Below are 25,142 nucleotides of genomic sequence, written 5' to 3' on the forward strand. Positions count from 1 at the left end.
TGATTCCCGCTCCATGAAGACGCGCGGAACCGGGATGGTCGGCTACAACGTCCAGACGGCAGTCGATGCGAAACACCACATCATTGTTGAGCACGAGGTCACCAACGTAGGCTCGGACCGGGGTCAGTTGTCCTCCATAGCCGAACAAGCACGCACTGCCATTGGGAGCGAGAAGCTGACGGCCATTGCAGACCGGGGCTATTTCAAAAGCGAAGAAATTCTGGCGTGCGACAAAGCCGGCATTACCGTCATTGTTGCCAAGTCCAACACCTCCGGCGGCACTGCAAACGGGCGATTCGGCAAGGACGATTTCATTTACGACGCGCCGAACGATGAGTATCGCTGTCCAGCGGGTCAGGCCCGGCAGCGCAATGGCTTATCGAGCGCTTGAACCGTTGGCTTCATTAAATTGCCTAACTGCTGATATGAGGACAGCGAATGGCAAGCGAATAACCGATACCTTGAATTGGGCTGCACACAATCCAGGGGAAATTCACTACAACGTGAAAAAAAGACGTGATCAAGCGACCATCATGCCGAACATGATCGGGTTTCAAAGCGTGGTGTTTCTCATCAACGAACGCCTGAAACGGACGGGCGTAAAAGCGACAAAGGTAATCGTAGACAGACAATCTCAATTTAATCAGTCACAACGCGATCTAATGAAGTTCTATAGCGACGTACGTGAGATCGACATGGAGACGGGGCCTGGTCTTCCCAAGTGGGACTTGAGGAATACGCCGACTATGCCGATTGAGATCGCTGGAGCCGGCCCGAACGCTGGACTAGAATTGGTAGACATTCAGTTGTGGTCATTCAAACGAATGTTAGAAGAACGGCTCCCGGACAACCTACTAGAAAAACTTGTCGTTCCACACCTTAAGCAAACGCTTCACGACGAAATTTCTTTTGAGGCTATCGAGCAGCGTTGGACATCTTGGTTTCAAAAGGTGACTCCACCAAATCAACAAAATCTTCCTACCATACGCCAGGCAATGGCTGACGATGAGGAACGTCGATTGGCCGTAGTTCGGGCGTTGATATAACGCCTACTTAAACGCCACCCTTCGTAATCAACGTCACCTATCAGACCGAGTCGCAATAAGGGAAATTGGATTCGCTCACATCGAACTAATCGGAAGCTTCCCAGTTCCGTACTTGGTTCGTCCGTTTCGCGCCGTTCATCCAGCGCGAAAACCTGTTGGATTTGGAATAGCGGTCAAATTCGAAAATGTACGTTTCAGCGCGTGACAGACTATATTCTCTAGCCTCAATCAAAACTGCTTCTTTAAGTAGGCCGTGACAGACTCCAGAGAGATATAACCAAAGGAGATACCATAATAAATATAAGCCTTTTCAGCCACCGGTCGCGACAGACTTTATTAGTCATTATCAACTGCACTAGCTGCGGCGTTCGCAATTGCGCAAGCGATCCGGATCGCATCTGGGGAATCGCCATATCGCACTATCACCGGTAACGCGAACGATATGCGAAGCGTTCGCGTCGCCATCAAGTAAAACCCAGCTCCGCCCAGAGCTGTTTAATGTCGGAGCATTTCGCGATACGATGCGCGCCGCAGGCTCCCCGAGTTACCCCTGTGACGTGAGAGACGGTCAACAGCGTTTCATCTCCGAATTGGCTTAAGCTGACTCGCTCAGAAAAAATCTCCTTGTTTCGAGAGAAGTTCCAGTGCGAAGGAGCCTCGCCCAGCCATTCAATGCCACTGTCTTTGTAAGCAGAATATCTCCTATTGGGATTTTCAAGCGAACGGCAATCCAACGTAATTTTCAGCCAACGCGGTAGCCGCCGCGCGCGAACTGACGACATACTCCAGTTCCGCGCGCTGCAGTTCCTGCTGAAAAGGCGATGCATCGTCGAACTTGTGGAACATGCTGGTCATCCACCACGAAAAATGCTCGGCGCGCCAGACGCGCTTGAGCGCCGTTTCCGTATAAGCGGCCAGACTATCCGGCCGGCCCTTCTTATAAAATTCCTCCAAAGCCATGGATAACAGACGCACGTCGGCCACGGCCAGATTCATGCCTTTGGCGCCGGTGGGCGGGACGATGTGGGCGGCGTCGCCCGCCAGAAACAAGCGGCCATGCTGCATCGGCGTCGAGACAAAGCTGCGCATGCCGATGATATTTTTCTGGAAAATCCTGCCTTCCTTCAGCTTCCAGCCGTCGCTGTTTTCCAGTCGGGCATGCAGTTCCGACCAGATCCGGTCGTCCGACCAATTATTCACATCGTCTTTCGGGTCGCACTGGAAATACAGCCGCTGTACCTTCGGCGAGCGCGTGCTGACCAGCGCGAAGCCACGTGCGTGCTGCGCATAGATCAACTCCTCCGACGAGGGATCCGATTCGACCAGGATGCCGAACCAGCCGAACGGATAGATGCGCTGATAGTCGCGCCGCAACTGGTCCGGAATGCTGGGGCGCGAAATGCCGTGAAAGCCGTCGCAACCGATCACGAAATCGGCATTCAACTGCTGCGGCTCGCCGCCATGCGTGAAACGCACGGAGGGACTCTCGCTGTCGACGTCGTGCACGCTGACATCGTTCACCTCAAACAGGATCTGCCCGTCGGCGGCGAAGCGCGCCGCCACCAGGTCCTTGATGACCTCGTGTTGGGCATACACGGTAATCGCGCGCCCGGTCAGATCGCTCAGGTCGATGCGGTGGCGCTGCCCGCCGAACGCGAGTTCGATGCCGTGATGCAGGGCGCCCTCGCTGCGCATCCGGGCGCCGACGCCCGCCTCGTTCAGCACATCCATCGTGCCCTGTTCCAACACGCCGGCGCGGATGGTCGATTCGATATCGGCGCGCGTGCGCGACTCCAGCACGACCGAGGCTATCCCCTTCAAATGCAATAAATGCGACAGCAACAGCCCCGCGGGACCGGCACCGATAATGGCCACTTGGGTATTCATATGCGATCTCCATTTTTGTACTAATTCTCATGACAAGGGAGATCGTAGCCCATGGCTTCCCAATAAAAAATGGATGAAACCATCAATCTCTTGTACTATTTTTACAGTCCAATGAATACGGAAAATGCCATGGGCAAGCCCGAAATCCCGCAATTCACCTTGTACGGGGAACGCACGCCGATCGACAGCGCCGAATTCGTGCATATCGAATTGATCGAGACCCGCAGCTGCCTGTATGACTGGCACATTGCCAGTCACACCCACCGCGGATTGTTCCAGGTGCTGTTCTTGCTGGGCGGCCAGGTCCGGGCCCGGATTGACGGCGCCACTTGGGAATGCGACGGGCCGACCGTCATCACGATTCATCCGTCCGTGGTGCACGGGTTCGAATTTTCCAAGGAGGCGCACGGATTTGTACTGACGGTCGACCAGAGCGTCCTGTTTGGCGCGCAGGCAGCGCTGCGCGCCGACATTTTCTCCATTCTGTTTCTGGAGCCGTTGGCGATCGACTTGGCCGGCGTGCCGGAAGTGCGGCAACGCATTGAGTCCTTGCTCGGGCATTTAATGACGGAATTTTCCAGCCCGCTGGCCGGCCATGCGCTGATGCTGGACTGGCTCGCGCGCAGCGTCCTGCTGCTGTTGCTGCGCCAGCACACGGATCATCGCAGCGCCGACCTGTCCGGGCGTGCCGGCTTCGAAACGTTCAGCCGCTTCCGGGCGCTGGTCGAAGCGCACTATCACGCGCAGTGGAGCGTGGCGCAGCATGCAGACCAGCTGCATATCGCCGAAACCCGCCTGAACCGCCTGTGCCTCAAGCTGGGCGGCAAATCGGCCTTCGACATGGCGCAGCAGCGCTTGATGCTGGAAGCGCGGCGCAAGCTGACCTACGTTCCGGCCAGCGTGTCCAGCATCGCCTATGAACTGGGCTTTCAGGACCCGGCCTATTTCAGCCGCGCGTTCAAGCGCCACACCGGGATGACGCCCAAGCAGTTCCGTCGGCAGAGCGCGTCGATAGCGCTGTGAGCTTAGCAACGCTACCAGCTCGACCTGCACTTTCAGCAATGCAAGCGGCCTGACGCAAGGGTTCTTAGGCGATCCAGATTTCTCAGCATCCGGCGGCACCGCAACATTACCTAACTATCCTGCCATCACGGCTGATTACCGACATCTCGACAAACCGTGATCCGTTGCGACTGTTGGACGAATAGCGTACGTGATAGCCACCTAGGTCATACTCACTTTCCAGTGCAGAAACGAGCTTCTCCCGGGTTGGATACTTGCCCGCCCTTCGGATCGCCTCGACCGTTAGTTTTGCGGCAAGAAAGCCTTCAAGCCCATAGTAGGAAGGTGCGACATTTGGATACTGCTTCAGCAATGTCAGATACTGCTTGGTCACCGGCAGTGACATGGCCCATGGATCTGGCATGACTTGTGAGAGGCCGAGCCCGCGTACTTTGGCCCTGACTCCCTTTAATAACGGGTCATCAGCCAGGACCGATAAGGCAATGAATTGCGGATATACGCTAAAACTATGTATTTTCTGAATGAACTCGGCAGTCGCGTGGGCGGGCGCAATAATGACTACCGCCTGCGGCTTACTTGCTGCAATATCGACAGCCGCCTTACTGACATTCATCGTACCGGGTTCGATACTGGCGATTGCTGTTGGCCTGAGCGTCAGTCTGACCATTGCATTTTTTGCCCCGCTTAGTCCCGACCTGCCTACGCTGTCGTTTTGATAAAAGACGGCGATCTGGTTCAAGCCCTGCGAATCGAGCTGGGTAACGATCGCGTCAGCTTCGTCCAGATAGCTGGCACGCAGATTAAAGAGATAACGCTGCGGCGGATCACGCAATGACTCCGCGCCGCTGGCGACGCCGATCAATGGCGTGCTAGCTACGTCCAGCAGCGGCAAAACCGCCCCCGTCGACACTCCGTAATATGACATCAGCGCCAGCACGCTGCCATCGCCGGTCATTTTCTTTGTATTTGCTACGGTGCGGGAAGCGTCTGCGGCATCGTCCAACGCTAGCAGTTGAATTTTGCGGCCGTGGATGCCGCCATTGTCGTTGACATAGCGTAGGTAGGCTTCCGCCCCCTCTTTCAGCGCAGATCCAAAGTCGGCACTGGGTCCGCTGAAGGGAGCGGACATGCCGACGGTTACAGTGCTATCCGTGACGCCTGGCTCCGCCTGTGCCACAAGACTGCACACCATGAGAGAAGATGCACAAAATAACGAGATCAATCTTGAAATGCACATCATTGAATTTTCGGGTCCTTTTCTGAATACTGATAGTCTCGGTCTTGCACCCGGTCCTATCGACATACCTAACCCGCAGAGATTCGTTTCGATGTGGCCATGTAGGCCTCGCGATAGACCGGCTCTCGAACAGTTAGTGGCCACTTGCACTAAGGAGCTGGTTCAGTAGCCACCAGCGCGAGGCTATCGTTACGGCAGGTATTGCGCTGTTATGCGACTCGTCCGCCAAGGTTTTCGGCGATCCAGTCGGCGATGAATGCGCCGGCATTCGCCATGTTGTCGAGGCTGACGTGATGTACGCCACCCTCGCGCGCGGTGAATATCTTCAGTTCCCGTTTCGGACTGTTCACCAGTTGCTCATACGTTTGATGTGCGTATTCGACGGGAATCTGACGGTCTTGCTCGCCGTGCGTGACCAGAAACGGCACCTTAATCCGATCAAGCACGCCATCGAGGCACATGTGCCGCGCTTTCTGCATGAAATCATCCATGTCCTTGGCGCCGAACACCCAGCGCACGTGCTCCCAGTAATGTGGGACCGGATTTTCACCTTCGCGATTGAGGCGGCGTTTTTGCATTTCGCCCCAGTTATGATTGGCGCCCCACACTGCGCCCAGCGCAAAGCGCGGTTCGAAGGCGACCGCACGCGGCGCGTAATAGCCGCCCAGCGACACGCCCATGATGCCGATGCGCCTGGCATCGATGTCGCCCCTCGTTTCAAGGTAATCGACCACCTTGCCGGCCCAGACTTCGGTGTTGTGAACGGCCGGCAGGTCATGCAGGCGCAGCGCCTCGCCGGTGCCAGGCTGGTCGACGATCAGCAGCGCGACGCCGCGTTGCGCCAGCTGACGCGTGAACTGGGTCGTGTACAGCAATTCCTTGATGCTATCGAGCCCGTTCAGGCAGACCATCACCGGCGCCGGCCTGGTGATACCTTCGGCCCGCACATACAGGCCCGCGAGGTGGCTGTCGCCGTAGGGGATTTCGACCCGCTCGCAATTGGCATGCATCAGCACTTGCGCCTTGTTGAAACAGTCGAGCGCCTTGCGGTACAAGGCCTTGCGCGGCCCAAAGCTGTTCGCCTGCATGCGTTCGGCAACGATGTAATAGACTGCGGCGCGCTGCAGCTTTTCCCCTGCGCTGAGCAGACGGTGCCGGGCCTCGTCCTCTTCGGCAAGGCCGAGCAGCTTGTCGCCCAGGCCGACCCAGGCATCAAAGAAGGCCTGGGTGCCGGCATCGTTCCCCTGCTTCGCGATTTCGAGCAAGGGCTTGCAGACCTCGTCAATTTCGCCCAGCTTGGCGCCCGACTCGAGCGCCGCGTTGACGGATAGGCTCCAGACATAATTGGTCGGAAAGTATAAAAACATCGACATAATGGCGTCCTCTAAAAACGATGGTGAAAATGGAAGGTCATTGGGAGTTGGCCATGGCCCCGGCGATCAGCGCTTCGATCGATCCGTCGTGGCGGAAACCGGTGCGCTGTGCTGCCGCCGCGTCCAGCGGCGGCTGGCGTCCGAACGCCGCCTCGAGCTGTTCGTTCGGGTCATACGTGACCAGCGCCCGGCGGTCCGCGCCGAACACGACGGCCAGGCCATCGATCAGCTCGGTGATGCCCAGGCGCAGCACCGGCAAGGTATAGTCGCGCCGTTCGGCGGTTTGTTCCGCAGAGAGACTTGCCGCGTGCAGCAGGTTGTCGACGCAACACCTGACCGACATCCACCAGGCCACCGCCTGTGGCGAAACGGGACAAACAAACTCCTTGCCTTCCGCCAGGCGCCAGAAAATATCGCTCATGAAAGCAGACAGCAGCCCCGATGACGCGGGTGGCCGGGCGACGATGCCCGGCAGGCGCACGATGCGTCCGTCGATCCAGCCGCGCCGGCTGTAATCCTGGATCAGCACTTCAGCCGCCAGTTTGTGCGCGCCGTAACTCAGCCCCGGCCGCATCGGGGTGGAATCGTCGACCAGCGGCGGCATCGGCGCGCCGTATACCGCGACCGTGCTGGCGAATACTAGACGCGCGGCGACGGTTTGCTTGCGCAGCAATTCCAGGATCGCGATGCTGGCGTGCAAGTTCACCGCCAGCCCCAAGTCATAGTTTTTTTCGGCGGCGCCGCCCGCAATGCTCGCCAGATGGAAGACATAATCAGCCGGCTGAGCGAATGCCACGTTCAACGTTTCTGGATCGGCGATGCTGCCGGAAAATTGGCGGACGCGCGGATCGAGCGCAGCCGCCTCGAATCCGATATCGACCAAGGTCAGCGTTGAAAACGGCTTCGCATCCGACCCGACACGGCCGTCTTGCAACAGGCGGCGCACCAGGTTCTGCCCGACGAAACCATTGGCGCCGGTAACTAAAATATGCATCGTCAGTTCCTTCCTGCCGCTACTCGCACGACCTTCTGCTCGATCACACCGAATGGCGTGGCACCCGTGGCGTCTGATGCTGTCATCCGCACTGTATCTCCGAACCTCATGTAGTGGGTGCGTGGTGCGCCATGGTCGATGATCTCGATACCGCGCCGCTCGGCGATGCAGGCAGATCCGGCACTACGCTCCTTGTTGGAAACGGTACCCGAACCAATCACAGCGCCGGCACGTAACCGGCGGGTACGCGCCGCATGCACAATCAGATCGAAGAAATTGAAATCCATCTCACGTCCATTCGGATGGCCAAAACGTTCGCCATTCCAGTGGACGTCCATATCGAGTTCGACCCGTCCATCGCGCCAGGCATTGCCTAACTCGTCAGGCGTAATTGCCACTGGTGAGAAACTGGTGGCCGGCTTGGCGTGAATCCATCCGAAGCCGCGTCGCATTTCATACGCAGCAAATTGCCGCAGACTCCAATCATTTATCTGCACCAGAAGTTTCACGTGGCTGCTGGCTTGCGCCAGCGTGCAACCGATGGGAACATCGTCCAGCACCACGCCGAACTCACCTTCGAAATCAATACCGTGAGTTTCATCCGGAAACGCCACATCGTCATTCGCTCCCAGAAAATCATCGGACGAGCCTTGATACATCACCGGAACGGTATCGAAGTCCTCCAGGCCGGGTTTATTAAACGCCTTGTCCAACAATCGGCCGTGGTTTAGAAAGGCCGAACCGTCACACCACTGATAGGCGCGTGGCAAGGGCGCAGAAGCCGCTTTTGGATCAAACGAGAAAGCCTCTGTAACTGTCCCTGCATTGAGTGCATCCGACAATTGCACCAACTCAGGCGCTAGCGCTGTCCAGTTGTCGAGCGCGGCTTGCATGGTTGGGGCAATCGTACTTGCATCAATGGCCTGCGAGAGATCGCGAGATACCACTACAAGCCGGCCATCGCGCGTGCCATTCTTCAGAGTTGCTAATTTCATGGTAGTTTATCGCTCCTGTGCTCTTATTACGCCAGATGTTAAGTCTGGTTATTAGTTACCATCGCCGATAGTGGTGCCGCCATCGACAATCAGGTTATGTCCGGTAATGAAACCGCCTGCAGCGGAGGCCAGCATGACGGCCACACCGGCGACTTCGCGAGGTTCGCCCGCGCGTCGCAGCGGCGTGAGTGCCATACGGCGCGCCGCCACTTCGTCGTTGGCAAGAATGGGAGCGGCAAACGACGTACGAATCACACCGGGTGAGATGGCATTTACACGTACGCCCTGGGGTCCCCACTCCACCGCCAGATTGCGCGCCAGTTCAGCCAGCGCCGCTTTCGACAGGCCGTACAAACCAATCGACTTGTTACCACGCACGCCAGAGATGCTGGACATCAGAATCACACTGCCGTCGCGCCGCGCCGCCATCGCCGGAATGACCAGACTAGTCAGCCAGAGTACGCTACGCAGGTTGAGCGTCATGGTTAAATCCCATTCGGCATCGGTGGCACTGGCAATAGGTCCGGCATGCGGTGCAGCACCCGCATTGCAGACCAGTACATCAATTCGACCGCGCTGGGCAATCACGGTCTGAACCATATGTGCAATCTGTCCGCGGTCAGTGACATCGCAAGTCATACTTATCGCATCGCTGCCGTCGCGACGTAAGCGCTGTGCAACCGCATCGCAGGTAGGTGCGTCATTGCTGGCCACCACCACTGTCGCCCCCTGGGTGGCAAACGCCTCTGCGATGGCCAGGCCAATTCCGCTGCTGGCACCGGTGATGAGTGCGACCTTGCCAGTCAAGTCAAATAATGTCGAATGCATAGATTTCATTCCAGCTAATGAGCGCGCGGCATCTCTAGTACAGGCGGTAGCGGACCAAGCGGCGTAGCCTGAAATGCCACTAGCTGCCAGCCGCCAAATGTCAACTGCCAGACCTGCATAACTTGCGACTCGGTCGTCACCCGTTCGTCGCGGCCACGCATACAGGCAGTCTGTGTCTGGCGACCGGTCATCACCGCAAAATCACCATGCGAATGTACCTCGAGCCCCTGTCGCTGCACCTCCAGCACTTCGATGACGTGAGATACGAAGTGCAAATAAGCGTCGCGCGTATCCTGATTGCCGCACCCATGCACATGCACCAAGTCATGTGACAGCATGCTGCCCAGGCGAGCAAAGTCCTGTTCGATCAACGCATCGCTGCGCCGCTGTTCAGCGGCCAGTAGTTCATTCACGGCATCGGCTTTGACCATCAAGATTGGCTCTCGATCTGAACTTTGATCTCTGGGTCATATCGGCCATCGATCAGGATAAAGGCAATCCGACATACCTTGTCACTACGGTTGGCCCAGGCGTGGTTGGTGCCGCGCTGAATCACCACATCACCCTGCTTCAGAACTGCCTCACCAAGGTCCATCACCAGTGTTATTTCGCCTTCGATCACGATCCCGTAATCGACTGATTCAGTACGATGCATCAACGGATGGGGGGAGTCTTTTTTGACGGTCGAAGCATGCACATCACCAATTTGGGCGAAGGCGCCCTGCATCTTGGCCGCACCGTGTGCTAAAAACTCTGCCGTGTCTGGCGGAATATCGACGATACGAACCACCGTGCCACCTGCTGTAGGCGGCAAACGCAGCGCTCCAAGTGTGGGGTCTGGCCCATTGTCAAGCACTGCCGGCATGGTATGCGTCTTCCACAACTCGTAAAATACAGTGCCCGGTAGGTTGTTCAACTCGACGATGTTAGGCGGTACGCCGTCCATTGCCACCACGGCATTCCCCTGCGCGTCGTGACCAGTGACGATTCGTTTCATGGGTCGTTGCATGATATTTGTCCTTGTTCTGTACGCGAGTTTATATAGGAGCAGCTAAGGCGATGATGGAGTCGCGCATCAGGCTGCCATGTTCTTCGTTGGAGCCGCCGTCAATCTCTATTTGTCCCAAACGGAGCGAGTTATTGACGACCAGACTGCAACGCGCATGGCGGCGCTGCACGTAACGTTGAAGCGTATCCTCAATCAATCCGCCCCTGCTCAGTTCTTCGACCAGCACCACCGCGTCTTCCACGGCAATGCCGGCGCCCGAGGCTAAATGAGGTGTGGTCGCATGTACGGTGTCGCCCAGCAACACGACACGACCGCTGTGCCACGGCGCAGGCATCATCATCGCTTCCAGCGGACGATACAGAATGCGCGAGTCGGCATTCATGTTGTCGCGGATATCGGCTACTGGCCCGCCAAATTCAATTAATAAGCCAGCCAGAATCTCCGGCCATTGCTCCTGTGGGATGTAATCGTTGGTGGCGCGCTTGTCCAGGCAAAACAGATACATTTCGTCCTTTGAGACAGGATTCACGCCGGCCTTGGTAGTCACACCCATAAAGACCGTTGCGCCATCAATGCCCGGGATGCGGGGCACAACCGCACGCCAAGACCCTTGACCGGTGTACTTTGGCTTTGGCGCGTCCGGGAAAATCCTGTCGCGCACCTTTGAATGCAATCCATCTGCACCGATAACCAGATCGTAGGTGCCACTGTGGCCATCTGTAAAACTGACCTTCACCTGATCACCTACTGGAGTGATGTCGGTAAATGTGGTGCCCAAGCGCACTGAAGCGCCGACCGCGAGTGTCTCTTTAGACAGGATACGTGCTAACACCGGGCGCAAAATCGCACCGGCGCCGGGTACATCCGGACCCGCTACGCGTGGTGTGGGAATCTCTAACAATTGCTTCCCGTTGGCGTCACAAATCGTGGCGCCATCCGCGCACCAGCCTTGTTCCATTATTGCCGGCAACACCCCGACTGTTTTAAAGGCACGCAATGTAGGCCCGCTGATTGTGATCCCGGCACCATATACGCGCCATTCAGGATCAATTTCCACCAGATCAACGTCCACGCCGGCTTTGCGCAGCAAAATGGCTGCTGACATACCACCGATACCTCCACCGATCACTAATACCTTATTTACATTTAACATGACTTACTTCCATTAAAAAATGATGATAGTGTTCACACCCGCTCTTTTTAGTGCTCCGACATTGCAACTAGGTTAATCGTGCCTGCCGCATGCGTGACCATCAGGGCGGCACGCCCTTTCTGAAGCTGTCTACGGATCATGCTTGGTTCCTAATGGATGATGAGGTCGGTGCTGCGGCATGTGTTTTTGCAGCTACCGTTTCAAAAGCCTTGGCAGTTACCGTGGAAGTGGCGTTCTTTCCGTGTACGCCAATGACCGAAGGCTTGAGCAGAAAATGTGCGAGCGCTGGCAGCAGTACCATTGCACCAACCATATTCCACAGGAACATGAAGGCCAGCAACAAACCCATGTCCGCCTGGAACTTGATGGGACTGGCGACCCAGGTAACCACGCCGATAGCCAGTGTCACACCGGTCAACATGACGACTTTTCCGGTGAACAACAGAGCACGGTAGTAGGCCTCGGACAAGCTCATGCCTTCACGCATACGTGCGAGCATCACCGACAGGATGTACAGCGCATAGTCCACACCGATGCCAACCCCAAGTGCAATCACCGGCAACATCGCAACCTTGACCCCCATTCCCAACGCCACCATCAGGGTCTCTGCTAGCACCGAAGTGAGCATCAGCGGCAACACGGCGACGACAACTGCGCGCCAGGAACGAAACGTGATGAAGCAAAGCACGATCACCGCTCCGTAGACGAGAAACAACATTTCGTGCCAGGATTTTTTTACGACGATATTCGTCGCAGTTTCAATACCGGCGCTGCCCGCAGCAAGGAGGAATTGGACGTCTTTGGTGTTATTGGCAATGGCAAATGTCTCAACCCGGTTGGCGACGCGCGTCAGCGTATCTGCCTTGTGGTCCTTGAGATAAACGTACATGGTGAGCAATCCGCACGAATCGTTGTAAAGACCGCGCGGCGCACCGGCTGTGACGGTGTTGAGCATGTCCTGGTTTTGCACAAGGTCATACCACTTCGGGTTGCCCTCGTTCAAACCTGTTAATACACGACGATTCAAAAGAGACAGTGTATTCGTCGACTCCACGCCTTCCAGTTGACGCAACTCCCATTCGAGCGCATCAACGCGCATCAACACATCGTAGGAAGAGCAGCCACCATTGTCCGGCGTCTTGACCATGACCGCAAAAACATCGCTGCTGGCGCCATAGTTCGCGTTCATGAATGCGACGCTCTGGTTGTAGCGTGAATCGGGTCGCAATTCAGGTGCGCCGGGATCCAGATCACCGATCTTCAGGTTCAGGCTCGCGACGAACCCGACCACGCCAAGGATTGCACCCACTGCAACGGCAACCGTCGCCCATTTGCGCTGTGTGAAAAGATCCAGAAAGCGCCACACGGGATGCTTGCCTTCACCCGACATCTCAGCGTTCTCCATTCTCAAACTTCGTGCTGCAGCTTTGGCGCTCACCCCCGTGTACGAAAGCAGAATCGGCAACAGAATGAGATTAGTAAAAATGAGAACCGCCACCCCGATACTGGCCGCAATCGCGAGCTCCCGTATCACTTGAATATTAATCACCAATAGCACAGCGAATCCCACGGCATCCGCCAGCAGCGCAGTCAAGCCAGCCAGGAAAAGTCGTCGAAACGTGTAGCGTGCAGCTACCAGCTTGTGCGTACCTCTGCCGACGTCTTGCATGATTCCGTTCATCTTTTGCGCACCGTGGCTCATGCCAATGGCAAATACCAGAAACGGCACCAACATCGAATAAGGATCCAATGCATACCCTAAGGTCGGCAAAAGTCCCAATTGCCATACCACGGCGATTAATGAGCTGACCACGACAAGGGTCGTGCTACGTACACAGCGGGTGTACCAATACACCATCCCGGCTGCAATGGCGATGGCGATCCCGAAGAACAACAGAACCTGCTTCAACCCGTCGATCAAATCACCGACAAGCTTGGCGAAGCCGGTAATCTGAATACTGACGTTTTCGGCTTGATACCTGGTACGGATTTTTTCAAGAGAGGAGGATAGCTTGACATAGTCGATCGGCTGGCCCTGCGCATCCTTGTCAAGAAGAGGAGCGTAGATAACGCTCGACTTGGCGTTCAAGGAAACGATCTGACCAATTTCCCCCGAACGGGCAATGTTAGCGCTCAGCTTCGACAGGCTCTTAGACGAACCATCGTAGTCTTCGGGAATGACCGGTCCGCCTTCTAGCCCTTCTTCAGTGACACCTACCCATCGTGCATTTGGCGTCCATAGAGACTTCATAAACGGACGATCGACGCCTGGAATCAAAAACACCTCATCGCTTATCTTGCGCAGCGTATCAAGATAGGCTGCGTCGTAGATCGACCCGTTCTTATTTTCAACGGCGATGCGCACGGCGTTACCAAGACCACTCAGCTCCTTTTTGTACGTCAGATAATTAACGATATAGGGGTGACCCGTCGGGATAGTCTTTTCGAAGCTCGCGTTGAGACGTAGTTTGTTTGCTTGAAATCCGAGTAGTGCAGTGATGAAGACGCAAAGCAGTATGACAATCAGCCGATTATTAAATAACAGACGTTCGACGATGGTCCCCGACTGCTTGTCAAAGTCTTCTAGGTTCTGAACAATTGGTTGCTCTGGTTTGTTCGATGGTGTCACTTCTTTTCTCCAGTGGTAGCAGCATCCCCGGGGATATCCAGACGCATTACCCCTAGCACACCTACCGCAACTACAGCACCATCCGGTGTGATCAGAACGTCATTTAACGGTGGCAATGGCGGCGTATTGATGAGTTTCAATGAACGTCCTGAGTCAGTGCTCTTGAATATCTGTCCAGCCTGATTGGCGAGAATAAGGTTTTGATTATTTATTAATTTGACGGCCGTGAAGGATATCGGTGTTGCAACCTCTATCTTCTGCCAACTCACTCCCTGATCCGCGGAGCGGTATGCGTTCCCTCGTAGCCCTGCGACGACCACCTCGCCTGATGGAAATAGTGAGAGCGCAAAGTAGCTACCCTTGTATGGCGTTTCTAATCTGACAAAGCTCATACCGCGGTCATCCGATCGCAACACGAGACCCTGCTCTCCAGCTATATAGAGGTGACTCCCTGATGCGTCAATTGAATAGAGATGGAAACCTTTGGGGTTATTTAACCGGTCAAGCCAGGGAAGCCAAGTTTTTCCGCCGTCTTCCGTGTGAAAAATAAGATTGTATGCACCAACGATGACACCACTCTTGTCGCTGTCAAAATGCAAGCCCAAAAATGGTTTATCTGCTCCGTCCTTTACCAAGAGCTCAGCATCTGATAAAGCTTTCTTATTGACGGTCTCGTCAGATCCGGGTTCCTTTGACTTTGCTTGAGCAGCCGCCAGAATGATCTTGGCGGCGGTAACGCCATCCAACTGACGCACCCAGGTTTCCCCTCCGTCTTCGGTGTGGAGAACTACGCCATAGTGGCCGACAGCCCATCCTTGCTTAGGCGTAGGAAATTGAACTGCGGTGAGCGTGACGCTCACCGGCACCTTCGCTTGTCGCCATGTCTTGCCGCCATCATCGGATAGAACAATGACCCCGCGTTCTCCCACAGCTACTAGTCGATTACCAGCTTCCGCTACGCTTAAGAGAAACGCCTTGGCTGGCTGCCACGCCATCGTTGCAGGACGATTGAGAGGAGAGAGTAACCCGTTACTTTGTGCCACGGCAGAAGGCGCACTGAAAAGGGTTGCCGCCATGAATAATAAAAAACCCGAATATCTTGCAAACATCTGATTTGCTCCGTCATGTTGCAGATGAGCCGGTGTACCCGGCTTCTCATCGTTGCGCGTATATGTTTTACCGCTGACCTTCGCCAGCCATCGCATCCGGCGTGAACACCGTGTCTGGATAGCGAGGCATGATTTTGTATTGTTCGGCCTTGTCATTTAAGATGCCATTGGCGTACCAGGCACCAGACAGCAAGTCGTAAAATCCGAATTGCTGTGCTGGGACGGTGGCGGGCAGATCCGGCATCACAACCGGGTTCGCAAATATGGTTTTCCATAACTGACCATTAGCGTCCCAGCGATCAGCCAATACCGCGACCCACGTATCTTCATCCAGGTAATAGCGGCTCTTCGGCGTTTGGTGACGCTTACCCGCGGCAAGACTAGCTTCAACCACCCAGACACGGTGTAGCTCCCATCGAATGTAGTCCGGATTCAAGTGGTGGGTACCTATAAGTTCACTGGTCTTCGGCTGCATCATCTTGTTGCCGTTATAGGGGATATACATCTCCTTCTTACCTACGAGCTTCCAGTCAAAACGATCAAGACGCCCTGTGAACACATCTGATTCGTCGAATGACATAATCCCGGCGGTAGCAGGAGTCGGCGTATCACAGCACGCGACTGGCAACTTTCGCACCCTGCGTTGTCCAGTTAGATACACCCACGCTTGCGTCTTTTCCGGATTGACATTTTCCCGGCCCGTAATTGCTTCGCCAGCGCGGATCGGCGGACCGGCATTGAGTATCCGGACCAACCAATAGTCACCTTTAAAACCATTTGCTGCACCATCTTTGAAGTAATACGGCATTTGAAAATCTGCTCGGCCGTCTACAGTGACCACTTGTTTACCATCTGCAGTCACTTGAATTCCGCGAAAGTCATCGTGCCAGTCTGTGCCGCGCCAGCGCAGAAGGTGGTTCCACATGGCTTCTGCGCCATTTTTCGGAATTGGAAACGGAATGCCTCCGTACGCGCCTACCAGGTCTAACCCGTTCAGTTTGGCATTGGTCGCGTTCTTGTATGTATTGTCATAAACCCATTGAGGAGCTGCCGCTGTCCGATGGGTCGGATAAACTTCGAGGCGATATGTCTCCGGATACTTTTTTAACATTGCCTTCACGCCGTCAGTAAGCTTGTCGGAATATTGCTCCATATTTTTTGCAGTAATCGTGTACAAAGGCTTTTCACTGGCAAATGGATCGGGACGGTGTCCTCCGTTGACGAAGCCGGGAATCGTTTTTGTATAGCCACCATCCCACGAAGGAATCGTGCCGGCCTTGTTCCCTGCGCGCTCGCCACCAAAGGGTGTCAAAGTAGTTTTCAGTTGCGCTGCCTCATCTGCTGAGGCAGCGAATGCAGGCATGCTGGCCAGCAGCAGGCCGCACAGTAACGTAATGAGTTTAATTTGTGGATGCTTCATGTCTCTCTCCTTAAATTTTTAAAATGTGCGGCTGGCAGTGAAGGAAATAAAATCCCTATCCTTTAAACTCTGCGCATAGGTCTGATTGGCAATGCTGATAGGAACCAGGAAGGTATTTTGGCGACCGTAGTAATGCGTGTAGTTCAGGCCAAAGCGCCATGCATCCAGGTATGCGCCGTTAAGACCGACGCTGATATCACCACCATTTTCGACGCCAAAGGCGCCGACAACCGAAGATCTGCTCCCTTTTGGCGTATAGCCCAGGCCGATAGGGATACTCAGATCTACCCCCGGCAACGCTTGCTTGTAAGCGGGTTCGAAGACTGTGCGCAGGGACCACGCATCGCGGGTCGAATTCGGGTCAAGTGCACCAGCGTTTTTCGTGATGCTCGTACGTCGGTTCCATGCGACCTCCCCAATCCAGCTCGCCTCTCGGGCGATAAAGCTTGGTCCCAATGACGCGATCCAGGAGACTTGAGCTTGCAAGGAATTACCGACCGCGTAGAGAGGATTAGAACTATTGTTACTGGAGTTCGTAAAATCCAGTTGCGCGGTGCTTTGCAAGTCCAGATTTCGGTGAACCGATATCTCGCCGGCTACGTTGACGTTACCTACTGAAGTGCTCGCGCTAACGCCATAGGTTTTGATATTTTCATGATAGGCGAGTTGGTATTGACCGATCTGATTAGGAGCAAGCGGTGCAGAGGTGAAAACACCAGGCTTTAGCAAAACCTGAAAATTCCGATCGTTGTATTGAAGGGCGTAAAAGCCCAAATCAACTTCGGTTCCCTCAGGCCGATACTTTAACTGTACCCCTCCCTGACCCGAATTCTTCGCCTTCATGTCTGCTTCGCGCCCAAAAAATACATTTGTCCCAGCACCAGGAACAAAAAGCATATCGGCACCGGGCAACACGAAGTCAGGCGCAATACCGGAAAAGTAGCTTCCCAAGGCGGGTAAGCGGTTTTCTTCCCAACTGAACTTGTAATACCCGCCCACTGAAATGTTGGGCTTGATCTGAAGTTGGCCAGATAGCTGGTTATCCGGCCGGATTAGTTCGTTGAATTTTAAATTGGGAACGGCAAGTGCTTTACTAACGTCAATCGGGGCCTGGCCGGCTGCAATACCATTTCCGCCAAAGAAGAGACTTTCACCCCAAATCAAAGCGTGCCTGCCGAGCCGGAAGGTTGCCGGCATATCGCCCAGGTTGATTTTTCCAGACACAAAGGCATCCAGCAAATCGACCTTTTGACCGCTTAAACTTTTAGTCGCACTGGAAAACTGGTTATTCCGTGTCCCAAAGGAATTTACCGTACTCGGGCTACTGTTATTCTGATTGGATTGGTTGTAAACCGTGTCATACCATGCGGCCCCGCTTACGCGAATGCCGAAATCCTTATAGGTAGCGTCAAATTCTGAAAGTAGATCCAGTCGATTCGAAATGAGACCACGATTGAAGTTTTTGTCCCCATCGTCCTGATTAGGGTCAGACGTCAAAATCGGCGCCTGCCCCTTGAGTCGTGCAGCTGCAGAATATTTCGCGGTGTTATCCCAGTGCATCTTTAAATCTGGATTCTCTGTCTCTATTTCAAATGCATGCGCGCTGCCGGCCATAGTGAGCGCTGCGAGCGAAAGTGCGCGCAAGGGAAAACGGCGCGTGACGTAACGACGTGCACAACCTTTTTTTGAGATGATGGAATGCTTCACTACTGTCTCCTCCTGGTTTGTGAATACTCAGATACCTGTTTTAGTCGGTATTTTTTTTCGTTTTTTGTCAAAGCGGAAAAATTCCGCAGGCGGCATAACGTTGCTATCGACGCCCCCGTTCATTCAACCAATACAACGATGCCGCGCTCATCGACCGTACACTCCAGCGACACCAGCGACTGATTCATGCAAGGGCCAGACACACACAATCCGCTGGCAAGGTCAAATCGGGCACCATGTGCAAAGCAGATAATGTGCTTTCCATCGGCGCTCAGAAATTTGTCCTTGCGCCATCCCAGCGGCCTTAGCTGATGGGGGCAGCTGTTGCGAAACACCCTGATTTCTGCGCCGTTACGCACAGCAAATACAGTATCTTCACCCGTACCCCAAGGATCGAACCCACGCGCCGTGCCCGGCGTCAACTGGTCCGAGCGACACAGCTCCACAGATGCTTCCACTCAATGCCTTTCGTCGCCCGGAAACCATTTGTCTCGTTGGCTAAACAAGAAAAGTTGTGAGGTGTCGGCACCCACCTTTGATTCACGTGCGAGCCAGTTCGCATCGTGTAAATCCATGTCGGCGTCATATTCCATCTTGCAACCAAGCGGGCTATTGAAATACCAGAACCAGTTGGAGCCATACAAATGTCGCCCGGGTCCCCAGAAAGACTGATATCCCTTGTTCACGAATCGCGTACCCGCCAGCAAAACATCAGTGCCACTGCCGAGGTGAAAGGTAAAGTGGTCGCACCCCTTCATGAACGGGGGTGTCTGGATCAGAAATAAAGTGTGGTGATCCAATGTGCCAGCCGGCTGCAGGAACGGCCCCACACCGGTAAAGCGGTCGGTGGGACGAAAACCAAGTCGATCCACGTAGAACGCTTCCGCCTTGGCTACATCAGGGACGAAATAAACAACATGCGACAGCGTGCGTGGCAGGATCACCGCATTCTGGTCAACCGCTACCTTGTTAGGTCCGCGCTGCGGGGGTGCACCAGGTGCATTACTCAGGACAGGCGGCGCGATCAGGGAGCGGCGGGTCGTCACGCGGAAACCTAACGCAAAACCCATGTCATCGAAGCAGTGCAAGGAGCCATCGCCTGCTTCCGTCAATTCGCGGTCTTTGGAAAGCTCGGCATGAATCTGCTTTAGTGCCGCGGCGTCAGCTACGCCGTACACCGTTTCGCGTAACGACGGCGCAGGGCCGATCGCCGGTGGCAATGCTGGGTCGTCGGCGCGACGCACCACCACGGCCGTGCCATCCATCGCTTCGAAGCGGCCTCCATGCGCACCCACATCAATACCTTGCAGTCCGTAGTCTTGCAGGTACTGGCAGCACCCTTCGATGTCATCAACGCCAAACACGAGTTCGTCTGGTCCCAAGATATTCATGCTAATTCCTTTGATTTTATGGAGATTTGCTCGGCTACAACCTTGTATCTCTGCATGCCACGACCCGCCATCCAAGCGACCGGGAATATTCCGACCTGACATGGTGGACTGAACGCGAGTCAGCTCATCTTGCAACTCCCGTCTTATTTGCTTGATGAATGACTGTTATGCAGATTTCTTTGACTGCATATTACAAACGTCGAAAGTATTTGTATAATGGATATTATCAATGCAAGCAATTCATGAAACTTATACGTAGGTATCTATGCGATTTAATGGACTCGACCTTAATCTACTGGTAGCACTGGATGCGCTACTCAAAGAGCGCAGTATCAGCCGGGCGGCCGAGCGCTTGTTCCTGAGTCAGCCGGCCATGAGCAATTCGCTGGCAAGATTGCGCGATTATTTCAATGATCCCTTGCTTGAGTCATCAGGCCGACGAATGACGTTGACACCGCGTGGCGAATCTCTCGTTGGGCCGGTACGCGAAGTGCTCATGCGTATCGAAAGCACCGTCGCAGCACAGCCAACCTTTAACCCTGCCACCGAGTCACGCCTTTTCACGCTACTGGTATCAGACTTTACGACGACTGTGTTGATACCCGCGCTGGTCGAACGGGTGTACCGGGAAGCTCCCCACATTAGGCTCGAATTGAAAGCGCAGCAGGAGAACCCAGCCTCTCTAATTGATCGAGGCGATACGGACCTGCTGATCGTGCCTTCGCAGTACATATCAGAAGAGCATCCGTCGCAGCCGATTTTTGAAGAGCAATACGTTTGTGTTACATGGGAAGGTAATACGCGCATTCGCGATCAATTAACCTTTGACGACTACATGTCGGTGGGACACATTGCGGGGCAGTATTCGGGGTCTCGTATGCCTGCTTTCGATAGCTGGTTTTTAGAACGCTTTGACGTAAAACGACGCGTTGAGGTCACCGCATCAACTCTGGCGGTATTGCATCGCATGGTAATTGGCACAGACCGTATTGCCACCGTTCACCGGCGCTTGGTAGAGCGCGATATAGGTAGCTTGCCGATCCGCGTCTGGCAACCGCCCATGCAGATACCAAAACTCATACAGATGATGCAATGGCACAAACACCGTACTAACGACCTGGCGCTGACATGGCTGCGCGAATGCATCGCTGAGGTCGGTCGCATGATTTGATGATCACTTTGGTGGCGCGGGCGCTTCAAATCCCGCAACTAGAAATGGCAGTATCTCGCGCATTGCTTCATCGAAGTTGCGCGGATGGGAGGCGCCACGAGACAGCTCCTCCATTCCGCGAAGATTATTCCCGCTGATGAATACGAGCACCCCGATCATTCCGAAAAGCCGCCAGACCAGTGAGGCCCGAGTCAAGTCAGGCCGGCTTTTTTCAAGCGCATCCAGAAAAGCTCCATTACACTCATCCAATTGCCGGGCGACCGATTCGCCGATTTTCTTGTTCGTATCCAGCGTAGTGACGATTCGCGTGAGCTGAGCCAAGAAAGGCCCTTCATCATCGGAAGCGAATACCTTCCTCAATGCAGGTACTACCCAGGACTCGATAATTTCCCTGACAGTGGCCACTCTCCCGCCTTCTGTCACGGAATTCAGCAATAGCAGCCGCTCATCATGTACTTGGCCGCAGGCGATTTCTAATACCTCTCTAAGGAGGTTTTCCTTACTGCCGAAATGGTAGTTGATCGCCGCGATATTTGCTCCCGCGTCCTCCACAATATCCGCTACTCTCGCATCAAGCCCATCTTGCGCGAACAAATGCTTGGCCGATCTAAGGATGCGTTCCCTTGTAGTCGGGTCGGATATCTGCGAATTTTTTTTTGTTGTCATATTAGCATATTAGGTATCGATGTAGCAGCCTGCTACAAGACCGTCCACTGTTACTGCGGCGAGAACTTTCCGACATTGTGCCAAATCCCAAGCTTTTACCCAAGGCACTTTTTAAAATTATTTTTCAAAATGTATTTTCAAAATTGATTTTGAATGATAACTTGAGAACCTGGTAGCGCTGTCTCGATTTCATGCTTAATTGTTGGATGCCGAGAACATGATCGATACATCAAGTTGGGTTAAAGGAGAAACGATGAATAAATTGATGCCGCGTCCGGCTTTGCAGCTGACGTGGATATTCGCCGCACTTGGCATCGCAATGCCGCTTGCAAATGCTGCGGAAAATGCAGGGCAGATACGTGGCGGCGAGAAAACCTACAAGCAGATTTGCGCCCAATGCCATGAGGCTAATATCGGACCGCGCATTACAGGGCGAGGATTGGCCCTTCCAGCCATCCGTTATTTTGTCAGGAACGGGCATAATGCCATGCCAGCATGGCGCCCGACAGAAATCAGTGATGCCGAGTTGATCGAGCTTGCCGACTGGCTGCAAGCTACGCCACCAGCCACTACCGGAGGTCAGCCATGACCATGGACCGCCGTCACTTCATTCTCGCTTCGGCGTCCGCCTCCCTAGCTACGATGTTTGGGTCGCTACATGCCAAACCCGTCACCGCTTCGCTAGCCGGCTCCATGCCACGCAGCAGGTCCAGCATCCAGTACATCGTCTCAGCCTCTATCGCCGAATTCAATGCCATTCGCACATGCGGCTCGGCGATTGCCACTGGGTGCAAGGATTCGCACTTTGTGGTCGGCCACTCCACCTCATTGTTTCAACAGCCGGAGCTGATCCTCAATATATTGCAGAAGATGCGTGGCATGCGCGCAGTAGTTTTGCTGGACGATCGCGACCAGATTTTTTTCAACATGGGCTTGCGCGAGCTCAACGCTCGGATCCTGTGGGAAAGCAGCCATTTAGTCGATGCTGACGCGGGTCGACTCGGGGACTGGCTGGTGAAAGTCGCCACAGACACTGTATTTCCGAATGAGCAGGTAGTGCAAAACACGGGATTACCCCATAACGCTCATACCTCCGTCGGAAGGCAATTCGTATCGATTGTTGCGCAACTTTAAACGCTAGAGGATTTGAAATGAATGAAATCACAGTATTGCCGCCAAATGTATCCAAAGCCGAGTTCGCGCGCGCGATTGCCGAATATCGCAAGATACTCGGCAATCACAACGTCATTGTCGATATGGAACGCCTTGCCCCCTACAAAAAGATCATGGTGCCAAATCCCGAGCAGCAGCATGCCCCGGCCGGCGCCCTAATCGCAGAATCAGTCGAGCAGGTGCAGGCGGTGCTCGCCGTTTGCAGCAAATACCGAATTCCAGTGTGGCCCATATCAACGGGCAAGAATTTTGGCTATGGCACGGCGGCACCCGCGGTCCCGGGACAGATGGTGCTCGACCTGAAGCGCATGAACAAAATCCTGGAGTTCGATCCTGTGCTTGGGACCGTCTTGCTGGAGCCTGGGGTCACCTATCAGCAGTTGCAAACATACATCGACGAACGCAACCTGCCATTCTGGATCGCTGGTCCGGGCGCGGGTTCGCTAGTGGGACCGGTCGGACAAAGCCTGGAACGCGGCATCGGATATACACCTTACGGTGACCACTTCGCTCATTCATGCGGCATGGAAGTCGTGCTGGCATCAGGTGAAGTGCTACGCACAGGGTCGGGTGGCATTACGAATACCAAAGCATGGCAGTCGCACAAATACGGTTATGGGCCGGTCCTCGATGGGCTGTTTTCGCAATCGAATTTTGGAATCGTCACCAAGCTCGGCCTGTGGCTAATGCCGGCACCGGCTACATACAAGCCTTTTCTGGTTGCCTTTGCCAATCATGAGGATATCGGCAAGGCTGTTGAAATCACGCAGCAGTTGCGTCTGAAAGGCGTAATTCAAAACACCGCGGTAATAGGACATGCGCTGTATGCGCTAGCATGGTTCGCGCGGCGTGCCGACATTTACACGGAGCCAGGGTCGGTTACCGACGAGTGGCTCACCAACTTCCTGAAGCCGAAGCGTTTACCGGTGTGGGGAGTCAATGCTGCGCTCTATGGAAGTGAAGAACGCGTAGCGGCGGACTGGAAAACCGTGATCGAAGCATTCAAGGATTCCGGAGGCATGCTGCTTACTCAGGAGCAGCTTGGTGGCGATCCTGCCTGGGAACATGGCAAAGGCCTGATGGCTGGACGCCTGGACATGGTGGAGTACGGGCTTTACAACTGGCGCGGAGGCGGCGGTTCCGCATGGTTTGCGCCTGTCATGCAGGCTCGCGGGTTCGAAGCATTAAAGACCATGCGTCTGGGTAAGTCGATCCTAGCCGAGTATGGTTTTGATTTCATGGGTGGATACATGGTCAATCCGCGCGACATGACTTTGGTTATCGATCTGTTGTTCGATCGTTCCAATCCGGCGGAACTGCAGAAGGCTCATGAGTGCTTCGGGCGCCTAATACGGGAATTCGGCGCGCAGGGGTATGGCGTGTACCGTACCAACATCGCGTTCATGGAACAGGTCGCCGATATATACGGCCCGGTGAAAAAAATAGTCAACCAGCGCATCAAACGGGCGTTGGACCCAAAGGGAATCATCGCACCTGGAAAATCCGGTATTCGAATTTGACAAGGCGTTGGTGCTCGGATAACCAAGCACGCGGACATGTGCTTGGTCTTTGATCGCCCCTTGTCCGTCGGCGGTCTAACATGGTGGGCATGGCCGCATGGTGGCAAGAGCGCCAAGGATTGGCTGGTCGAAGGTGGCGCGTCAATTGCTGGGCGAGCGCCTGAAGCGGTCTGTGAAGCTGACCAACTCGCCTGGAGAATACGCGATCTTCCGCATTTATCACGAGATCTTCGGCAAGAATCTGGGCGATCGCCTACCGGCCCTGATCCCCCAAGTATACCTGCGCTACGACCCGCTCACCCAAAATGAGCTGGCTAAGCTTGGCAAGGATCAAGTACTGGAACGACAGCGCATGGATTTTCTCATGCTACTGGACGGCCATGTTCGTATCATCATCGAGGAGGACGGCAAGGAGCACTATGCTGAGGGTGACAAAGCGTCCCCAAGACATTACGCCAAAATGGCAGAGGATTGGCTGATGATCGATAAGCCGGAGGAGGTCGCGCGGCTCTTGCTCTATCGGGGGTAATGCCGAATACAGAAAGTGGCGCAGCAGGCCGCACTTTCCGCCTGCCGTCCCCCTCACCGCCTCAGCCAATCTGATCACGGGTTACCGGCGAGCGAGAAGTGCCTCGATTGGATGTTCGCCTTCATTTTCAAAGCCCCCCATTTCACGAATCACAGGTAGCCGGCTGTCCTTCAGGTGCGGAATCATCAGGATGGGTCCAAGGACGGGAAACGTGGCTTGATCTTGAACAGCGTGTACAGCCCAAACGGAGGGGGCGCGGAAATGCCTCTTCAAGAAGGATCA

At 54.8% G+C, this 25,142-nt stretch carries 23 protein-coding genes and 1 pseudogene; 8 read left to right on the forward strand and 16 right to left on the reverse strand.

Annotated features, from left to right (window positions below; translation table 11 throughout):
* Together BM029_RS19535 and BM029_RS19540 are read left to right on the forward strand one after the other, a co-directional pair.
* Nucleotides 1–358 (forward strand): annotated as a pseudogene (locus tag BM029_RS19535) (transposase); the annotation flags it as partial.
* Between the two features lie 13 nt (nucleotides 359–371).
* Nucleotides 372–1,046, forward strand: a complete 675-nt coding sequence (locus BM029_RS19540) for a hypothetical protein (RefSeq protein WP_139217293.1) — start codon at nucleotides 372–374, stop codon at nucleotides 1,044–1,046.
* Nucleotides 1,047–1,760: 714 nt separating this feature from the next.
* On the opposite strand, the gene pobA is transcribed toward BM029_RS19540, so the two are convergent.
* The gene (gene pobA / locus BM029_RS19545) at nucleotides 1,761–2,933 is read right to left on the reverse strand and encodes a 4-hydroxybenzoate 3-monooxygenase (protein ID WP_092438880.1); all 1,173 of its coding nucleotides are present in this window, start codon (nucleotides 2,931–2,933) and stop codon (nucleotides 1,761–1,763) included.
* Nucleotides 2,934–3,062: 129 nt separating this feature from the next.
* Between pobA and BM029_RS19550 the strand changes: the two genes are divergently transcribed.
* A complete protein-coding gene (locus BM029_RS19550; RefSeq protein WP_244545132.1) occupies nucleotides 3,063–3,956 on the forward strand; it encodes a helix-turn-helix domain-containing protein in 894 nt (297 codons plus the stop codon).
* A 106-nt stretch (nucleotides 3,957–4,062) separates the two neighbouring features.
* On the opposite strand, the gene BM029_RS19555 is transcribed toward BM029_RS19550, so the two are convergent.
* The 14 genes from BM029_RS19555 to BM029_RS19620 all read right to left on the reverse strand — a co-directional run bounded on the left by BM029_RS19555 (nucleotide 4,063) and on the right by BM029_RS19620 (nucleotide 19,801).
* Complete coding sequence (locus BM029_RS19555; protein ID WP_170851146.1) at nucleotides 4,063–5,196, reverse strand: ABC transporter substrate-binding protein; 1,134 nt, start codon at nucleotides 5,194–5,196, stop codon at nucleotides 4,063–4,065.
* A 206-nt stretch (nucleotides 5,197–5,402) separates the two neighbouring features.
* Entirely contained in the window at nucleotides 5,403–6,560 is a 1,158-nt protein-coding gene (locus tag BM029_RS19560) for an alpha/beta hydrolase family protein (RefSeq protein WP_092438963.1), read from the reverse strand.
* Between the two features lie 43 nt (nucleotides 6,561–6,603).
* Nucleotides 6,604–7,560, reverse strand: coding sequence for an NAD-dependent epimerase/dehydratase family protein (locus BM029_RS19565; protein WP_092438884.1), 957 nt, complete (start codon nucleotides 7,558–7,560; stop codon nucleotides 6,604–6,606).
* A 2-nt stretch (nucleotides 7,561–7,562) separates the two neighbouring features.
* Nucleotides 7,563–8,555 (reverse strand): fumarylacetoacetate hydrolase family protein, encoded by a 993-nt coding sequence (locus BM029_RS19570; RefSeq protein WP_092438886.1) that lies wholly within the window; start codon nucleotides 8,553–8,555, stop codon nucleotides 7,563–7,565.
* Nucleotides 8,556–8,606: 51 nt separating this feature from the next.
* Nucleotides 8,607–9,383 carry an SDR family NAD(P)-dependent oxidoreductase gene (locus BM029_RS19575; RefSeq protein WP_092438888.1) on the reverse strand — a complete coding sequence of 259 codons (777 nt, stop codon included), beginning with the start codon at nucleotides 9,381–9,383 and terminating at the stop codon, nucleotides 8,607–8,609.
* Between the two features lie 14 nt (nucleotides 9,384–9,397).
* On the reverse strand, nucleotides 9,398–9,814 hold the full coding sequence (locus BM029_RS19580; RefSeq protein ID WP_092438890.1) for a nuclear transport factor 2 family protein: 417 nt from the start codon (nucleotides 9,812–9,814) through the stop codon (nucleotides 9,398–9,400).
* The gene (locus BM029_RS19585) at nucleotides 9,814–10,380 is read right to left on the reverse strand and encodes a cupin domain-containing protein (protein WP_371329144.1); all 567 of its coding nucleotides are present in this window, start codon (nucleotides 10,378–10,380) and stop codon (nucleotides 9,814–9,816) included. The genes BM029_RS19580 and BM029_RS19585 overlap by 1 nt, the downstream gene beginning before the upstream one ends.
* 40 nt (nucleotides 10,381–10,420) lie before the next feature.
* On the reverse strand, nucleotides 10,421–11,545 hold the full coding sequence (locus BM029_RS19590; protein WP_092438894.1) for an FAD-dependent oxidoreductase: 1,125 nt from the start codon (nucleotides 11,543–11,545) through the stop codon (nucleotides 10,421–10,423).
* A gap of 136 nt (nucleotides 11,546–11,681) precedes the next feature.
* A complete protein-coding gene (locus BM029_RS19595) occupies nucleotides 11,682–14,174 on the reverse strand; it encodes an efflux RND transporter permease subunit (protein WP_092438896.1) in 2,493 nt (830 codons plus the stop codon).
* Nucleotides 14,171–15,379, reverse strand: coding sequence for a WD40/YVTN/BNR-like repeat-containing protein (locus tag BM029_RS19600; RefSeq protein WP_170851148.1), 1,209 nt, complete (start codon nucleotides 15,377–15,379; stop codon nucleotides 14,171–14,173). Before BM029_RS19600 ends, BM029_RS19595 begins: the two co-directional genes overlap by 4 nt.
* Nucleotides 15,351–16,703: a DUF1329 domain-containing protein gene (locus tag BM029_RS19605; protein WP_092438900.1), complete on the reverse strand. Its 1,353-nt coding sequence runs from the start codon at nucleotides 16,701–16,703 to the stop codon at nucleotides 15,351–15,353. The genes BM029_RS19600 and BM029_RS19605 overlap by 29 nt, the downstream gene beginning before the upstream one ends.
* Before the next feature lie 18 nt (nucleotides 16,704–16,721).
* Entirely contained in the window at nucleotides 16,722–18,410 is a 1,689-nt protein-coding gene (locus BM029_RS19610) for a DUF1302 domain-containing protein (RefSeq protein ID WP_244545133.1), read from the reverse strand.
* 119 nt (nucleotides 18,411–18,529) lie between these two features.
* Entirely contained in the window at nucleotides 18,530–18,868 is a 339-nt protein-coding gene (locus tag BM029_RS19615; protein ID WP_244545134.1) for a Rieske (2Fe-2S) protein, read from the reverse strand.
* Nucleotides 18,869–19,801, reverse strand: coding sequence for a VOC family protein (locus BM029_RS19620; RefSeq protein ID WP_092438902.1), 933 nt, complete (start codon nucleotides 19,799–19,801; stop codon nucleotides 18,869–18,871). It lies immediately after the preceding gene.
* Between the two features lie 265 nt (nucleotides 19,802–20,066).
* Between BM029_RS19620 and BM029_RS19625 the strand changes: the two genes are divergently transcribed.
* Nucleotides 20,067–20,972, forward strand: coding sequence for a LysR family transcriptional regulator (locus BM029_RS19625; protein WP_092438904.1), 906 nt, complete (start codon nucleotides 20,067–20,069; stop codon nucleotides 20,970–20,972).
* Between the two features lie 3 nt (nucleotides 20,973–20,975).
* Here BM029_RS19625 and BM029_RS19630 read toward each other — a convergent pair whose 3' ends face one another.
* Nucleotides 20,976–21,638, reverse strand: coding sequence for a TetR/AcrR family transcriptional regulator (locus tag BM029_RS19630; RefSeq protein ID WP_092438906.1), 663 nt, complete (start codon nucleotides 21,636–21,638; stop codon nucleotides 20,976–20,978).
* Nucleotides 21,639–21,891: 253 nt separating this feature from the next.
* Between BM029_RS19630 and BM029_RS19635 the strand changes: the two genes are divergently transcribed.
* The 4 genes from BM029_RS19635 (at nucleotide 21,892) to BM029_RS19650 (ending at nucleotide 24,860) form a co-directional block, all read left to right on the forward strand.
* Nucleotides 21,892–22,227, forward strand: coding sequence for a c-type cytochrome (locus tag BM029_RS19635; protein WP_170851149.1), 336 nt, complete (start codon nucleotides 21,892–21,894; stop codon nucleotides 22,225–22,227).
* A complete protein-coding gene (locus BM029_RS19640; RefSeq protein ID WP_092438910.1) occupies nucleotides 22,224–22,772 on the forward strand; it encodes a hypothetical protein in 549 nt (182 codons plus the stop codon). The genes BM029_RS19635 and BM029_RS19640 overlap by 4 nt, the downstream gene beginning before the upstream one ends.
* A 17-nt stretch (nucleotides 22,773–22,789) precedes the next feature.
* On the forward strand, nucleotides 22,790–24,331 hold the full coding sequence (locus tag BM029_RS19645) for an FAD-binding oxidoreductase (RefSeq protein WP_092438912.1): 1,542 nt from the start codon (nucleotides 22,790–22,792) through the stop codon (nucleotides 24,329–24,331).
* A 97-nt stretch (nucleotides 24,332–24,428) separates the two neighbouring features.
* Nucleotides 24,429–24,860 (forward strand): hypothetical protein, encoded by a 432-nt coding sequence (locus BM029_RS19650; RefSeq protein WP_092438914.1) that lies wholly within the window; start codon nucleotides 24,429–24,431, stop codon nucleotides 24,858–24,860.
* Nucleotides 24,861–25,142 lie beyond the last annotated feature (282 nt).

It is taken from the genome of Collimonas sp. OK607 (assembly GCF_900111995.1).
Lineage (GTDB): Bacteria > Pseudomonadota > Gammaproteobacteria > Burkholderiales > Burkholderiaceae_D > Collimonas.